This window comes from Ketobacter sp. (assembly GCF_003671495.1).
Taxonomy (GTDB): Bacteria; Pseudomonadota; Gammaproteobacteria; order Pseudomonadales; family Ketobacteraceae; genus Ketobacter.
In genome coordinates this window covers 108963-122432 of the sequence record NZ_RCHN01000020.1, presented here as the reverse complement: position 1 = coordinate 122432, position 13470 = coordinate 108963, and the positions used below count along the sequence as shown (strand labels likewise).

At 55.7% G+C, this 13470-nt stretch carries 12 protein-coding genes; 8 read left to right on the top strand and 4 right to left on the bottom strand.

Annotated features, from left to right (window positions below):
- Positions 1-33: 33 nt before the first annotated feature.
- Entirely contained in the window at positions 34-870 is an 837-nt protein-coding gene (locus D9N14_RS10310; protein ID WP_290579298.1) for an SDR family oxidoreductase, read from the bottom strand.
- A gap of 173 nt (positions 871-1043) precedes the next feature.
- Between D9N14_RS10310 and D9N14_RS10305 the strand changes: the two genes are divergently transcribed.
- The 8 genes from D9N14_RS10305 to D9N14_RS10270 all read left to right on the top strand — a co-directional run bounded on the left by D9N14_RS10305 (position 1044) and on the right by D9N14_RS10270 (position 10910).
- Entirely contained in the window at positions 1044-1445 is a 402-nt protein-coding gene (locus tag D9N14_RS10305; RefSeq protein WP_290579297.1) for a MerR family transcriptional regulator, read from the top strand.
- Between the two features lie 47 nt (positions 1446-1492).
- The gene (locus D9N14_RS10300) at positions 1493-2662 is read left to right on the top strand and encodes an isovaleryl-CoA dehydrogenase (protein ID WP_290579296.1); all 1170 of its coding nucleotides are present in this window, start codon (positions 1493-1495) and stop codon (positions 2660-2662) included.
- A 23-nt stretch (positions 2663-2685) separates the two neighbouring features.
- Positions 2686-4293, top strand: a complete 1608-nt coding sequence (locus D9N14_RS10295) for a carboxyl transferase domain-containing protein (protein WP_290579295.1) — start codon at positions 2686-2688, stop codon at positions 4291-4293.
- Positions 4294-4303: 10 nt separating this feature from the next.
- Positions 4304-5107, top strand: a complete 804-nt coding sequence (locus D9N14_RS10290) for an enoyl-CoA hydratase/isomerase family protein (RefSeq protein ID WP_290579294.1) — start codon at positions 4304-4306, stop codon at positions 5105-5107.
- Positions 5104-7092, top strand: coding sequence for an acetyl/propionyl/methylcrotonyl-CoA carboxylase subunit alpha (locus D9N14_RS10285; protein ID WP_290579293.1), 1989 nt, complete (start codon positions 5104-5106; stop codon positions 7090-7092). Before D9N14_RS10290 ends, D9N14_RS10285 begins: the two co-directional genes overlap by 4 nt.
- Positions 7093-7094: 2 nt before the next feature.
- On the top strand, positions 7095-9083 hold the full coding sequence (locus tag D9N14_RS10280; protein ID WP_290579292.1) for an acetoacetate--CoA ligase: 1989 nt from the start codon (positions 7095-7097) through the stop codon (positions 9081-9083).
- Between the two features lie 39 nt (positions 9084-9122).
- Complete coding sequence (msrA, locus tag D9N14_RS10275) at positions 9123-9773, top strand: peptide-methionine (S)-S-oxide reductase MsrA (protein ID WP_290579291.1); 651 nt, start codon at positions 9123-9125, stop codon at positions 9771-9773.
- Between the two features lie 156 nt (positions 9774-9929).
- A complete protein-coding gene (locus tag D9N14_RS10270; RefSeq protein WP_290579290.1) occupies positions 9930-10910 on the top strand; it encodes a DUF2817 domain-containing protein in 981 nt (326 codons plus the stop codon).
- Here the strand turns inward: D9N14_RS10270 and D9N14_RS10265 are convergent.
- The 3 genes from D9N14_RS10265 to D9N14_RS10255 form a co-directional block, all read right to left on the bottom strand.
- Positions 10840-11664 carry a lysophospholipid acyltransferase family protein gene (locus D9N14_RS10265; RefSeq protein ID WP_290579289.1) on the bottom strand — a complete coding sequence of 275 codons (825 nt, stop codon included), beginning with the start codon at positions 11662-11664 and terminating at the stop codon, positions 10840-10842. The two genes, D9N14_RS10270 and D9N14_RS10265, sit on opposite strands and share 71 nt — an antisense overlap.
- Positions 11661-12449 carry a GNAT family N-acetyltransferase gene (locus D9N14_RS10260; protein ID WP_290579288.1) on the bottom strand — a complete coding sequence of 263 codons (789 nt, stop codon included), beginning with the start codon at positions 12447-12449 and terminating at the stop codon, positions 11661-11663. The genes D9N14_RS10265 and D9N14_RS10260 overlap by 4 nt, the downstream gene beginning before the upstream one ends.
- A 146-nt stretch (positions 12450-12595) precedes the next feature.
- Positions 12596-13162, bottom strand: coding sequence for a chalcone isomerase family protein (locus tag D9N14_RS10255; RefSeq protein ID WP_290579287.1), 567 nt, complete (start codon positions 13160-13162; stop codon positions 12596-12598).
- Positions 13163-13470: the final 308 nt, after the last annotated feature.

Genomic DNA, 13470 nt, shown 5'->3' with positions numbered 1-13470 from the left:
CCCAGTATAGGAAAACATTGTGCGAGTTTCCCGCTAGTTGCGGATTCGCTGGTTCAGGCCGAAGGTGCGCTTCAACAGGCCGTCGCGCAAGCGGGTGGGAATAAGCCGGGCCATCAGCGGGAACGCTGTGCTGCCGTTGCCGATGGCCACGGTGGGCCGCGGGGAGTGTGCTTCGATCTTATGAATCAGTGTGCGCACAAATTCGCTGGTGGGGGTGGGGTTAGCCTGGGAGGCCTGAGCGCGTTTCTCGATCCCCGCTTTGGCCCACTGGTAAATGCTGTCTTCTGGCAGGGTGCGACTTAAAGAGGCCTCCGCGGCGTTGCCGAATTCCGATTCAATGGCGCCAGGCATCACCGTCATCACGTTGATGCCAAAGGGTGCCAGTTCCATTCTGAACGCATCGGACAGAGCATGCAGGGCGGCCTTGGTTGCGCAGTAGGCCCCGGAAAACGGCGTCACCAGAATGCCGGATACCGAACCCACATTGACGATCAGAGCCTGCTTACTTTTGCGCAGCATGGGCAGGCAGGCCCGCACCATGTTGACGGGTCCATAGACGTTGGTGGCGAATTGCTTTTCCAGTTCGTGGCTGGGCATTTCCGCCAGTGGGCCCATGGCACCGTAACCGGCGTTATTGATCAGGATGTCCACAATCAGGCTTTGCTGTTCAATGGATTGAATGGCGCGGCTGATGCTGTCGGGATCGGTAACATCTAATGCCAGTGTCATGATGCCGCGCTGGGCCAGGGGCTTGATTTTGTCTTCGCTGCGGGCGGTGGCAATGACCTTGTAGCCCTGATTATGCAGTGTTTCGGCCAGGGTTTTACCAATGCCGGATGAGCAACCGGTGATGAGGACTGTTCGAGTCATTTTCGCCTCTAACTGATTGTGAAATTGGGGAATTTGATCTTAACAGAGTTCTTGTGCGGGCGTGTGCCCGAAGCTTGGGCGGGGCATCCGCGTCATCTTTCTGCGGGTGTTTCTATTTACCTTTACGTAAACGTCAATTAAGATTTCCAGATCCTGTTGTATGGATCAGAGCCATGACAAAACCCGTTAAGGAAAAACGCAAAACCAGTTACAGCATCAGTGAGCTGTCCCGTGAGTTTGATATCACCACCCGCGCCATCCGTTTTTATGAGGATCAGGGGCTGCTGTCGCCCCAGCGAGAAGGGCAGAAACGCATCTACAGTCCAAAGGATCGCACCCTGCTCAAACTGATTCTGCGCGGCAAGCGCCTGGGGTTTACCCTGGCAGAAAGCCGTATCCTGTTTGATATGTACGATCCGGATTCCGGCAACATGAAACAGTTGGAGCAATTCCTGGCCATTCTGGATGACAAGGAAGCGTTACTGGATCAACAGCTCCATGATATTGAAATCATGAAGATTGAATTAAAAGAAGCCCGCCAACGCTGTCTGGATGCGATGGAAGCAGGCCAATAATGCAAGACCTTTCCCTTTATTTCTGACTTGAACACAAGGATCTTCCCATGAGTACGTTATATCCCTCACTCAATTTCGGTTTCGGCGACACCCTGGATGCCCTGCGTGATACCGTGCACCGTTTTGCCCAGGCCGAACTGGCCCCCAGAGCCGCGCAGATCGATGCCAGTAACCAGTTTCCGGCGGAAATGTGGAAGCAATTCGGTGATCTCGGATTGCTGGGTATGACCGTCGCGGAAGAATACGGTGGCAGCGCCCTGGGCTATCTGGCCCACGTCATCGCCATGGAAGAAATCAGTCGGGCGTCGGCCTCCGTCGGGCTCAGTTACGGCGCCCATTCCAATCTGTGTGTGAACCAGATTCACCGCAATGGCACCGAGTCGCAAAAGGCCCGCTATCTGCCCAAACTGGTGAGTGGGGAGCACGTGGGTGCGCTGGCCATGAGTGAACCCAATGCCGGCTCCGATGTGGTGAGTATGAAACTGCGGGCGGATAAAAAGGGTGATCGCTATGTTTTGAATGGCAACAAGATGTGGATCACCAATGGCCCGGATGCGGACACCTATGTGATCTACGCCAAAACCGAACTGGATAAAGGTCCGCACGGCATCACCGCGTTCATTGTGGAGCGGGGCTTCAAAGGCTTCAGTCAGGCGCAGAAGCTGGACAAACTGGGCATGCGCGGTTCCAACACCTGTGAACTGGTGTTTGAGGACTGTGAAGTGCCGGAGGAAAACATCCTGGGTCAGCTGAATCAGGGTGTGAAAGTGTTGATGAGCGGTCTCGACTACGAGCGGGTGGTGCTGTCCGGCGGGCCCACCGGCATCATGCTGGCCTGCCTGGATGTGGTGGTGCCCTATATCCACGAGCGCAAGCAGTTCGGCAAAGCCATTGGTGAATTCCAGCTGATGCAGGGCAAAGTGGCCGACATGTACACCATCACCAACGCCAGTCGCGCGTATCTGTATGCAGTGGCCCAGGCCTGTGACCGTGGTGAAACCACCCGCAAAGATGCCGCAGCCGTCATTCTCTACACCGCCGAGAACGCCACCCGTTGCGCCCTTGACGCCATCCAGACCCTGGGTGGCAATGGCTACATTAATGAATACCCAACCGGCCGCTTACTGCGTGACGCCAAACTCTATGAGATTGGCGCCGGCACATCGGAGATTCGCCGCATGTTGATCGGCCGGGAACTTTTCAACGAAACCGCATAAAACAACAATTCAGGAATGAGCACATGAGCATATTGGAAAGCAAAGTCAATCCTCATTCCCCTGAGTTCCTGGCCAATCGCAAGGCCATGGAAACCCTGGTCGCAGACCTCAGGGGATTGAGTGAAACCATCAAGAAGGGTGGGGGCGAGAAGGCGCAGCAAAAACACCTGGCGCGGAGAAAATTACTGCCTCGGGAGCGGGTGCAGCGCTTGCTGGACCCGGGTTCGCCCTTCCTGGAAGTGGGACAGCTGGCGGCTCATGATGTGTATGGTGAGGATGTGCCGGCGGCCGGTGTGATTGCCGGTATTGGCCGGATTCAAGGCCTGGAATGTATGGTGGTGGCCAACGACGCCACGGTGAAGGGGGGCAGTTACTACCCTCTCACGGTGAAAAAACATTTGCGGGCCCAGACCATTGCCGAGGAAAACCATCTGCCCTGTGTGTACCTGGTGGATTCCGGCGGTGCCAACCTGCCGCGACAGGATGACGTGTTCCCGGACCGCGAACACTTCGGCCGCATTTTCTTCAATCAGGCCAATATGTCCGCCAAAGGCATTCCGCAGATTGCAGTGGTGATGGGCTCTTGTACGGCCGGTGGGGCGTACATTCCTGCCATGGCGGATGAAAGCATCATCGTCAAAGAGCAGGGCACCATTTTCCTGGCGGGGCCACCGTTGGTGAAGGCGGCCACCGGTGAGGTGGTGACTGCAGAAGAGCTGGGTGGGGCGGACGTCCATTGCCGTACCTCCGGGGTGGCCGATCATTATGCGGAGAACGATGAACACGCGCTGCAACTGGCCCGCTCTGCGGTAAAACGCCTGAACCGGAAAAAACTCATTCAAACGGACGTGGTTGAGCCGGTGCCACCCCGTTATGATCCCTCCGAAATCTATGGTGTGGTGCCACCGGACCTGAAGACACCCTACGATGTGCGGGAAGTGATTGCCCGGGTGGTGGATGGCTCCGAATTCGATGAATTCAAGGCGTTGTACGGCACCACGCTGGTGTGTGGTTATGCCCGCATCTGGGGTATTCCGGTGGGGATTGTTGCCAATAACGGGGTCCTGTTCAGCGAATCCTCCCTCAAAGGCGCCCACTTCGTGGAGCTGTGTGCCCAACGCAAGATTCCCCTGGTGTTCCTGCAGAACATCACCGGGTTTATGGTGGGTCGCAAGTACGAATCGGAAGGCATTGCCCGTAACGGGGCCAAGATGGTGACCGCAGTGGCCTGTGCCCAGGTACCGAAGGTGACGGTGATCACCGGCGGCAGTTTCGGTGCCGGGAATTACGGTATGTGCGGCCGCGCCTATGATCCGCGCTTTATGTTCATGTGGCCCAATGCCCGCATTTCGGTGATGGGGGGGGAGCAGGCAGCCGGCGTGCTGGCGCAGATCAAAAAGGACAACATGGAACGGGCAGGGGAAACCTGGCCGGAGGCGGATGAGCAGGCTTTCAAACAGCCGATCATCGACACCTACGAAGCGCAGGGGCACCCCTACTATGCCAGTGCCCGCCTGTGGGACGATGGCGTCATTGATCCGGCGCAAACCCGGGATGTCCTGGGCCTGTCCATCAGTGCAGCGTTGAATGCACCGATCCCTGAAACCCGTTTCGGCGTGTTCCGCATGTAAGGTGATGACAATGGAATTTGTACAACTGGAAAAACTGGGTCCGATTGCCCGCATCACCATGAATCGGCCACAACTGCACAACGCGTTCAATGATCAGATGATTCTGGAATTGACCCAGGCATTTAAACAAGTCGGCAGTGACGGCGATTGTCGTGTGGTGGTGTTGCAGGCGGCAGGCAAGAATTTTTCTGCCGGAGCGGACCTTAACTGGATGAAAAGCATGGCAACCCTGACCCGGGACGAAAACCGCACCGATGCCCTGCAGCTGGCGGAGCTGATGCACGTGGTGTACAGCCTGCCGAAAGTGGTGATCGGAAAAGTGTGTGGCGCTTCCTACGGGGGCGCGCTGGGACTGATCACCGCCTGTGATATTGCCATCGCCGCCCGTGGAGCCACGTTCTGCCTGAGCGAAGTTCGGATTGGCCTGGCACCGGCTGTCATCAGTCCCTATGTGATTGAGGCCATGGGCATCAAAAACGCGAGGCGCTATATGTTGACGGCCGAAGTGTTCAACGCTGACCAGGCGCAGGCCATGAATGTGGTGAATGAGGTGGTTGCAGCGGAGGCGCTGGAGGAAGCGGTCATGAGCCTGGCGCAATTGATTGCAAAAAATGGTGGCCAGGCCATGGCGCGCTGCAAGCAACTGATTCAGGACATCGGCAAAGCGCCGCTAGGTGAGCAAACCAAAACAGTGACGGCGGAAGTTATCGCCGACCTCCGGGTGTCCCCTGAGGGGCAAGAGGGCTTGGCCGCTTTTCTGGAAAAGCGCGAACCCGCATGGAGAAGTACAGACAGTGAAGGGGCGACAGCATGAGCAGGAAATCACTCTTTAAGAAAGTATTAATAGCCAACCGTGGGGAAATCGCCTGTCGTGTGATCCGCACCCTGAAGCGTCTGGATATCGAGACCGTTGCCGTTTATTCCGATGCTGATCGTCAGGCCCAGCACGTTTTGTTGGCCGATGAAGCCTATTGGATTGGGCCGTCATCCGCCTCCGAAAGCTACCTGAATATGGATCGCATATTCGAGGTGGTGGAAAAATCCGGTGCCGATGCCATCCACCCCGGTTATGGTTTTCTGTCAGAAAACGCCAACTTCGCCCGCCGTTGCGCTGCCCATGATGTGGTGTTGATTGGCCCACCGGCCAGCGCCATGGTGGCCATGGGGTCCAAAGCCCAAGCCAAGCTCCTGATGGCACAAGCGGATGTGCCCCTGGTGCCAGGCTATCATGGGGAAAACCAGGAACCGGAATTTCTGTTACAACAGGCCCGCAACATTGGCTTCCCGGTGCTGCTGAAAGCTTCCCTCGGCGGGGGTGGTAAAGGCATGCGCCTGGTGCACGCAGAAGCGGAATTCGTTGAGAGCCTGGCCGCCTGCAAGCGGGAGGCGAAAGCGTCATTCGGCGACGATCATGTCCTGATTGAAAAGTATGTCATGCAGCCGCGCCACGTGGAAATTCAGGTGTTCGCCGATACTCACGGCAACGGGGTGTACCTGTTTGAGCGCGATTGCTCCATTCAGCGTCGTCACCAGAAAGTGGTGGAGGAAGCGCCGGCACCCAACATGGACCCGGCCATTCGTCAGGCGATGGGGGAGGCGGCCGTGCGGGCAGCCAAGGCCATCGGTTATGTGGGGGCCGGCACCATTGAATTCCTGCTGTCCGCCACCGGCGAATTTTATTTTATGGAGATGAACACCCGCCTGCAGGTGGAGCATCCGGTGACGGAGATGATCACCGGTCAGGATCTGGTGGAATGGCAGGTGCGGGTGGCCGAGGGCTTGCCCCTGCCACTGGCGCAGGATCAACTGAGTATTGAGGGCCACGCCATTGAGGTTCGGATCTATGCTGAAGATCCTGAGCACGAGTTTCTGCCCTCCACGGGCACCATTCGCTATCTGGGGACGCCGGATCAAACCGCCAACGTCCGCATTGATTCCGGCGTGGTGCAGGGGGATGAGATCAGTGTCTTCTATGACCCGATGATTGCCAAGCTGATCACCTGGGATGTCAACCGTGAACGTGCCATTCATCGCATGGAGCGCGCGCTGACCCAGTACCACATCGCCGGTCCGAAGACCAATATCGGTTTTCTGCAGAGTGTGATCGGCAATGCTGCATTCCAGCGGGCAGAACTGAGCACCCATTTCATCGATGACCATCATGCAGCGTTGGCCTTTGATTCGGTGCCTGCCACGGCAGAGGATTATATCCTGGCTGCGCTGTTCCTCTTTGCGCAGGGCCGTGGCCAGGGTTCGCAACATGAGCCCTGGAACACGCTTACCGGTTGGCAGGTTAACAGTGTCAGTTCACAGGTCTTTATCTTTCAGGGTGCGGATTCGACACTCCAGGTGACCTTGAATGAAGACAACGGCTCGGTGTCGGCCCAATGCGGCGATACCCGCTGGGTGGTGCAGGTGAACCTGCAGGGCCACCAAATGGTGGTGTCCGGTGACTACAGTGGTCGGGTGGCGGCATTCGCCCAGGCGGAACAGATCACCCTGTTCAGGGATGGCCAGTCCGTCCTGGTGGAGCAATATCGCTTTCAACATCGCGCGGCCGACGAAACCTCCGATGGGCACCTGAAAGCCCCCATGAATGGCCGGATCGTCAATGTGGCGGTCAAGCCCGGGCAAGCGGTGGCCGAAGGCGATTTGCTCATCACCGTGGAGGCGATGAAGATGGAGCATGCCATTCGTGCCAGATGTGCCGGAGTGGTGAAGGCCGTGTTCTTCGAGCAGGGTTCGCTGGTTAATGAAGGCGATGAATTGATCGAACTGGAATTGGACGAAGAGGAATAACTGTGGAAAACGTGCTGTGGCAACCGGATCAAGCCTGGATCGACAACACCAATATGCACCGGTTTATGGCGTTGGTACAGGCCCGTTGCGGGGTGTCTGTGGATGACTATGCTGCGCTGCATCGCTGGAGCTGCGAACACAGTGCAGCGTTCTGGGAGCGTGTGGTTGAGTTCTGCGGCATCCGGCTGAACGGAAATCCGGATAGGGTTGTGGACGACCCCGGCAAGCTGCCTGGCGCCAAATGGTATCCGCAGGCCACGCTCAATTTTGCCGAAAATCTGTTAGCCCCTGCCGGGGCTGCAGATTCCGCCCATAAACCGGCATTGGTGTTTCGCGGTGAAAACGGTCGCAGGGACGTCGTTACCTATCAGCAGTTGTACAATAAAGTGCAACGCCTGGCCGCTTTCATGCAACGCAACGGCGTCCGTAAAGGCGACCGGGTTGCGGCCGTCATGCCCAACTGCATCGAAACAGTGGTGGGTATGCTGGCGGCCACCAGCCTGGGGGCGATCTGGAGTTCCTGCTCTCCGGATTTTGGTATCAATGGCATTGTGGATCGCTTCCAGCAGATTGAACCGGTGATGCTGATTGCCGTAGACGGATACTTCTATGCCGGTAAATCGATCTCGATTCTGGACAGGGTAGAGCTGGTGCAGCACAAGATCCCCAGCATTCAAAACACCATTCTGGTGCCCTTTCTGCAATCCGATCCGTCTGTCCTGCAATCCGATCCGTCTGTGCAGAACCTGAACGCCACCACCCTTTACCCCGAGATAGAGCAGAATGACGCGCCTGGGAAACTGGAATTCACCCAGGTACCCTTCGATCACCCGCTTTATATCATGTATTCCTCCGGTACCACCGGCGTGCCCAAGTGCATTGTGCACACTACCGGAGGTACACTGCTGCAGCACCGTAAGGAGCACAGCCTGCACGCGGACCTGAAAGCCGAAGACGTGTTCTTCTATTTCACCACCTGTGGCTGGATGATGTGGAACTGGCTGATCAGCGGCCTGGCCAGCGGCGCTACTCTGGTGCTGTTTGATGGTTCTCCGTTTCACCCCAAAGCATCTGCCTTGATTGACATGATAGATGAAGAGGGCATCAGCCTGTTTGGCACCAGTGCCAAATACTTATCGGCGCTGGAAAAGGCCGGTGTCAAACCCCGGGAATCCCACCAGTTGAGTCGGTTAAAGGGAATCTTCTCCACCGGTTCACCGCTTTCTCATGAGAGCTTTGACTATGTCTATCGGGATTTCAAAGCCAATCTTTGCCTGTCGTCCATCTCTGGTGGCACCGATATCATCAGCTGTTTCGCCCTGGGCAATCCGCTACTGCCGGTGGTTCGTGGCGAGCTGCAGTGCATCGGCCTGGGCATGAATGTGAGAATTTTCGATGAGCAGGGCAGGGCAGTCGTCAATGAAAAAGGCGAGCTGGTGTGCCTGAATGCCTTTCCATCCTGTCCTGCCGGATTCTGGAATGACGCCGATGGCGCCAAGTTCCACGGTGCCTATTTCGACCGCTTTGATGGCGTCTGGGCTCACGGTGATTATGGTGAGATCACGGACCGCGGCAGCATGATCATCTATGGCCGTTCAGATGCCGTGCTCAATCCGGGTGGGGTGCGCATCGGCACCGCGGAAATTTATCGCCAGGTGGAGCAGCTGGATTTCGTCTTGGAAAGCGTGGTGGTAGGGCAGGACTGGCAGGATGATGTGCGGGTTATTTTGTTCGTTCGACTGAAAGAGGGCGAACACCTGGATGACGAGAAAATCGCCATTATCAAATCCACGATCCGAACCAATACCACACCCCGGCATGTGCCTGCTAAAATTATACAAATCGCCGATATACCCCGCACAATCAGTGGTAAGATTGCGGAATTGGCGGTACGTAAAGTGATTCACGGTGAAGCGGTGAAAAATACCGATGCTTTGGCAAATCCGGAATCACTGGCATTGTATTCAAATTTGGAAGCACTGCAGAGCTGAGATCTGCACCACGTGTGATGGGTTGCCCTGATGGACTGGATGTTCGGTAGTCGAAAAAACAAATTGAAACTCCCCACGGAAGAAGACGCGTTGCCAGGTCGGGCTACCCCTCTGAAAGTGGAGGTGTTACACGCCGTATTGCAAACCGAATTAAAGCCTCCGTACCCGGCGGGCACGGAAACGGCCTACTTTGGTATGGGCTGCTTCTGGGGCGCTGAAAAACTGTTCTGGAATGTGCCGGGCGTACACACCACCGCGGTGGGCTATGGTGCAGGGCTTACCCCCAATCCAACCTACGAAGAGGTTTGCAGCGGCCTGACCGGTCACAACGAGCTGGTGAAAGTGGTGTTTCATCCGCACCAGATCAGCTTTCAGAGGTTACTGAAAATTTTCTGGGAGAACCACAACCCCTGTGAAGGTATGCGCCAGGGCAATGATGTGGGTACCCAGTACCGTTCTGGCATCTATCCCACGTCGCCGGAGCAGCGAGCTGAGGCCGAGGCAACACAAGCAGCTTATAACCGGGCTCTGACTGAACGGGGCCTGGAACCCAGTACCACAGAAATTGTGGATCGCTTCGATTTCTATTATGCAGAGGAATATCACCAGCAGTATCTGGCGAAGAATCCTGCCGGCTATTGTCCCAACCATGGCTGCGATGCCACTGGCTTACCCAGGTTGCCAGACTAGCCTTGGCGGCATCTTAAATATGCGGACGCAATCGCAACTGTCATAGTCCTGCAATCCAAATGTTATAAAACGGCTGCATTCGTTGTAATGGAGCCTCCTTTCTTGACGCTTATACGTTCCGACCGGGTCCTTAAGGGCCTGCCTGAGCTTTATCAAATGGACCGGTGGCTTGAACAGCCGGATTTGCCCGCCCGAATTCACACACTGACCGCCATTGAGTGCGGTGACGATTGCCTGCCCATCTATTGTTTTGAAATCGGCAACGCCAAGGCGGACGTGCCCACAGTGATTTTTACCGGTGGCGTGCATGGTGTGGAACGCATTGGCACCCAGGTGATCTTGTCCTTCATGCACACGCTGTTCAACCGGATGGACTGGGATGAAAGCCTGGATGCGATGCTGGAAGACGTGCGTATTCTGTTTGTGCCGTTGGTTAATCCTTCCGGCATGTTGCGGCGTACCCGCAGTAACCTCAATGGCGTGGACCTGATGCGCAACGCACCCATTGATGCCACCGGCAAAGTGCCGTTTTTACTGGGCGGTCAACGTCTTAGTCGACATATACCCTGGTATCGCGGGCGTCGGGATGACCCCATGGAGAAAGAGGCCAACGCCGTCATCCGCATGGTGGAGAGCATTGTCAAGGAATCCAGCTTTGTGATCTCCCTGGATTGCCACTCCGGTTTTGGGCATCAGGATCAGGTCTGGTTTCCCTATGCCTATACGCCGGATCCGTTTGACGACATTGGGGAAATGTTTGCCCTCAGGTTGCTGTTTCGGCGCACCCATCCCACCTTCAGTTTTTATCTGATTGAACCCCAGTCCCGCAATTACACCACGCATGGGGATCTGTGGGATCATGTTTACAAACAAACCCTGAACACCCGTAAAGGCACTTATCTTCCCTTGACGCTGGAGATGGGGTCCTGGCTCTGGATCAAGAAAAACCCCCTGCAGATGTTCAATGCCCTGGGGGTATTCAATCCGGTATTGCCTCACCGCCACGAACGGGTGTTGCGCCGGCATCAATGTTTGATGGAGTTTTTGATCCGGGCGACAGCCAGCTTCAGAAACTGGCTGCCTCATCCTTCAGATCGCAGGGAATGGATGCACCAGGCGATAGAGTATTGGTATTAGCCTGATATCGGGCATGATGACCGGCTACAGACGAGGCCACCTCCTGCTGCAGCCCTTTTACAAACTTGTCCAGTTCCGTCATGTCCACGGGGCGCAGCGGTAGAAATTCCACGGTCGCGGTGATGCGCTTATAACGCAGCAGATTCCATAAATGCTCAGCGAATTCGTCATCACCAATAAAGGGAACCGGGTTCTTTTCTGCTGATGCCAGGTGGTAATGAATGGCCACCGGGCAGACGTTGATTGCAGTGTGTTGGGCTGCTTTGAACAGTTTGCCGTGAAAACGCCGAACCTGCCTGCCATCGCTGGTGGTGCCTTCAGGAAAGAACAAAACCGAGCGCCCTGCATCCAGATAATCGGCAATAGACCGTGACACCCGTTCTGCGTCACCGGAGCCTCTTTGAATGAACAGGGTGCCGGTACCATCCGCCAGTTTTCCAATGATGGGCCAGTTACGCACTTCGGCCTTCGACAGAAAATTCAGTTGGGACAAGCCTCCGATCAGAGGGATGTCGATCCAGGAGACGTGGTTACTGACAAACAACACGCCCTTGCCGTGTTCAGGTTTTGGTATTTCACCCCTGATCCTGACAGCAATGCCCAGCAGGCGGGTGGTCCGTGCCAACCACCATTGTTTGGTACGTTTCACCAGTTTGGTTTTATTGTTCCAGAGCGAGCCGGTCAGCACCAGCAACAGCACGCCCGCCAGAATGTGCAAGAACAGGCAGGCGGCTGACCAACATTGTTTTATCATGCCGCTTCGCGATCCTTCAGGAAGTGACGGGCGTAGCGATTGGCCACGTTATTGATGTCCAGCAGCACGAACAGGTCGGCTACGTTGAAGTCCGGATCCCAGCAGGCTTCACCACAGATGCGGGCGCCCATTCGGGTATAGGCTTTCAACAGCGGGGGGAAGTTCGCTTTGCCCTGCTGCAACCCTTTGCGCAGTTTGAAGGGGACTTTGGGGCTGACCCGGAACTCGTCATCCGCCATGTATTTTTCCCGGATCACCGGATTCAGTGCCGCCAGGGTTTCACCACCGTCTTCCAGGGATACGCTGGCGCAGCCGAACAGATACTGGTAATCGTTTTCCTGCATGAATTTTGCGAGAAAGGCCCACAGAACGGCGATGGTGGCTCCGTTGCGATGCTCGGGGTGAATGCAGGTGCGGCCGATTTCGAGAAAGCGACCGGGGCGGTCGATCACGTTGCTGATGTCAAACTCGTGGCTGGAGTAGTAACGGCCGAAACGCTTGGCCAGATCGCAGGTAAGAACCCGGGTATAGCCGATGATTTCCCCGTCGTGCTGAGTGCGCACTACCAGGTGGAGACAATGATCATCCAGTTCGTCCACGTCGATGGGATGGCCGTTCCAAACCATATTGACGGGCAGCTCGACTTTGTACTCTTCGCAGAACACTTCATAGCGCATTTTCTGTGCGCTGCGAATTTCCTGCTCCGTCGTGATGAATTCGGCAAAAATTCGAGGCTTTTGACTGAATTCCACTGAGCGCTGAGTAAGGTTTTGTTCCTGAAGCATCTTGATCTCCGCAATATATGAAACCTCGATGCTGACTTTAGATCGCTACTGTTGCTTGAACGTGAAGGATTAATGAATAAATTAAGACAGAGTCAGGTGGCATGTGACGTCATCGCATCACATGCCGGACAGGGCCAGATAACCGCTCAACCCTTGAGGCCGAGCATCGCTTTCTTCAAGGATTTCTGCGCTGGGCGATCCGATATCCAGATGCCAAACAGGGCGGATTTGAAGGCCACGTCGCCTTTGATCAGTTGGGCATTTTGTCCATTCTTGACGATTTGCACGCCGGCACCCGGCAGATAGATGAAATCGAAAATATCGCCTTCTTTGATGGGCTCAGCAAAGGTTGCCAGAAACTGGTCGATTTCAGTTTGCAGGGGTGCCGTTTCTCCGTGAGTGGCGTTCTCGAATCCCTCCACGGTGGCTTTGGTCATCTTCTCACTGGTAATCATGCCGGAGATGATGTGCAGGCGAATGGCCATGGGTTCTGACGCCTGCAGGATGGCATCCCCGTCGGTTTGCTTGGCAGGGAGGTAGAGGCCACCCACGTACAGGTCCAGCAACCATTTATCCCGGATACCGGCGCCATTCAGGTGCAATTCAGAACCTCCGGCTTGCAGGGAATCCGGCAAGGTAATGCCGCCAATGTCCAGAGAGTAGGCCGCAGAGCTCAGTATGCATGCGGCGAGCAGAGCGAAAAGCTTCTTCATCCTTTAAGTACTCCAATTGATCTAAAAGAGGGCAGAGTGTAGCCCTAATAAAATTAGCAAAATCGCACTATTCCCAGGGGGAGTGCGACGGCGCTAGTGTAATGGATTTTTATGGCCTTATAACCGGTCCTTTCGGACTATCGTCCTGTTTTTTCAGTTGGGCAGGGTTGGTGCTGGCTGTATAGAAAGTATTCGGCCCAGCAATGTGCCCGGGTCGTGCCACTAACTGTTTGATTTTTCCCGGCCATTTTGTCCTAATAGATGAAGCCGCATTGGCGCGGGGGACGGGTTGCACTGCCTGATTTGCT

What these genes read in the sequence shown, in the direction of transcription:
- D9N14_RS10265 (WP_290579289.1), bottom strand. Translation starts at nt 11,664, where the DNA reads ATGATAAAACAATGTTGGTCAGCCGCCTGCCTGTTCTTGCACATTCTG.
- D9N14_RS10305 (WP_290579297.1), top strand. Translation starts at nt 1,044, where the DNA reads ATGACAAAACCCGTTAAGGAAAAACGCAAAACCAGTTACAGCATCAGT.
- D9N14_RS10310 (WP_290579298.1), bottom strand. Translation starts at nt 870, where the DNA reads ATGACTCGAACAGTCCTCATCACCGGTTGCTCATCCGGCATTGGTAAA.
- D9N14_RS10270 (WP_290579290.1), top strand. Translation starts at nt 9,930, where the DNA reads ATGGACCGGTGGCTTGAACAGCCGGATTTGCCCGCCCGAATTCACACA.
- D9N14_RS10300 (WP_290579296.1), top strand. Translation starts at nt 1,493, where the DNA reads ATGAGTACGTTATATCCCTCACTCAATTTCGGTTTCGGCGACACCCTG.
- msrA (WP_290579291.1), top strand. Translation starts at nt 9,123, where the DNA reads ATGTTCGGTAGTCGAAAAAACAAATTGAAACTCCCCACGGAAGAAGAC.
- D9N14_RS10290 (WP_290579294.1), top strand. Translation starts at nt 4,304, where the DNA reads ATGGAATTTGTACAACTGGAAAAACTGGGTCCGATTGCCCGCATCACC.
- D9N14_RS10255 (WP_290579287.1), bottom strand. Translation starts at nt 13,162, where the DNA reads ATGAAGAAGCTTTTCGCTCTGCTCGCCGCATGCATACTGAGCTCTGCG.
- D9N14_RS10285 (WP_290579293.1), top strand. Translation starts at nt 5,104, where the DNA reads ATGAGCAGGAAATCACTCTTTAAGAAAGTATTAATAGCCAACCGTGGG.
- D9N14_RS10295 (WP_290579295.1), top strand. Translation starts at nt 2,686, where the DNA reads ATGAGCATATTGGAAAGCAAAGTCAATCCTCATTCCCCTGAGTTCCTG.
- D9N14_RS10260 (WP_290579288.1), bottom strand. Translation starts at nt 12,449, where the DNA reads ATGCTTCAGGAACAAAACCTTACTCAGCGCTCAGTGGAATTCAGTCAA.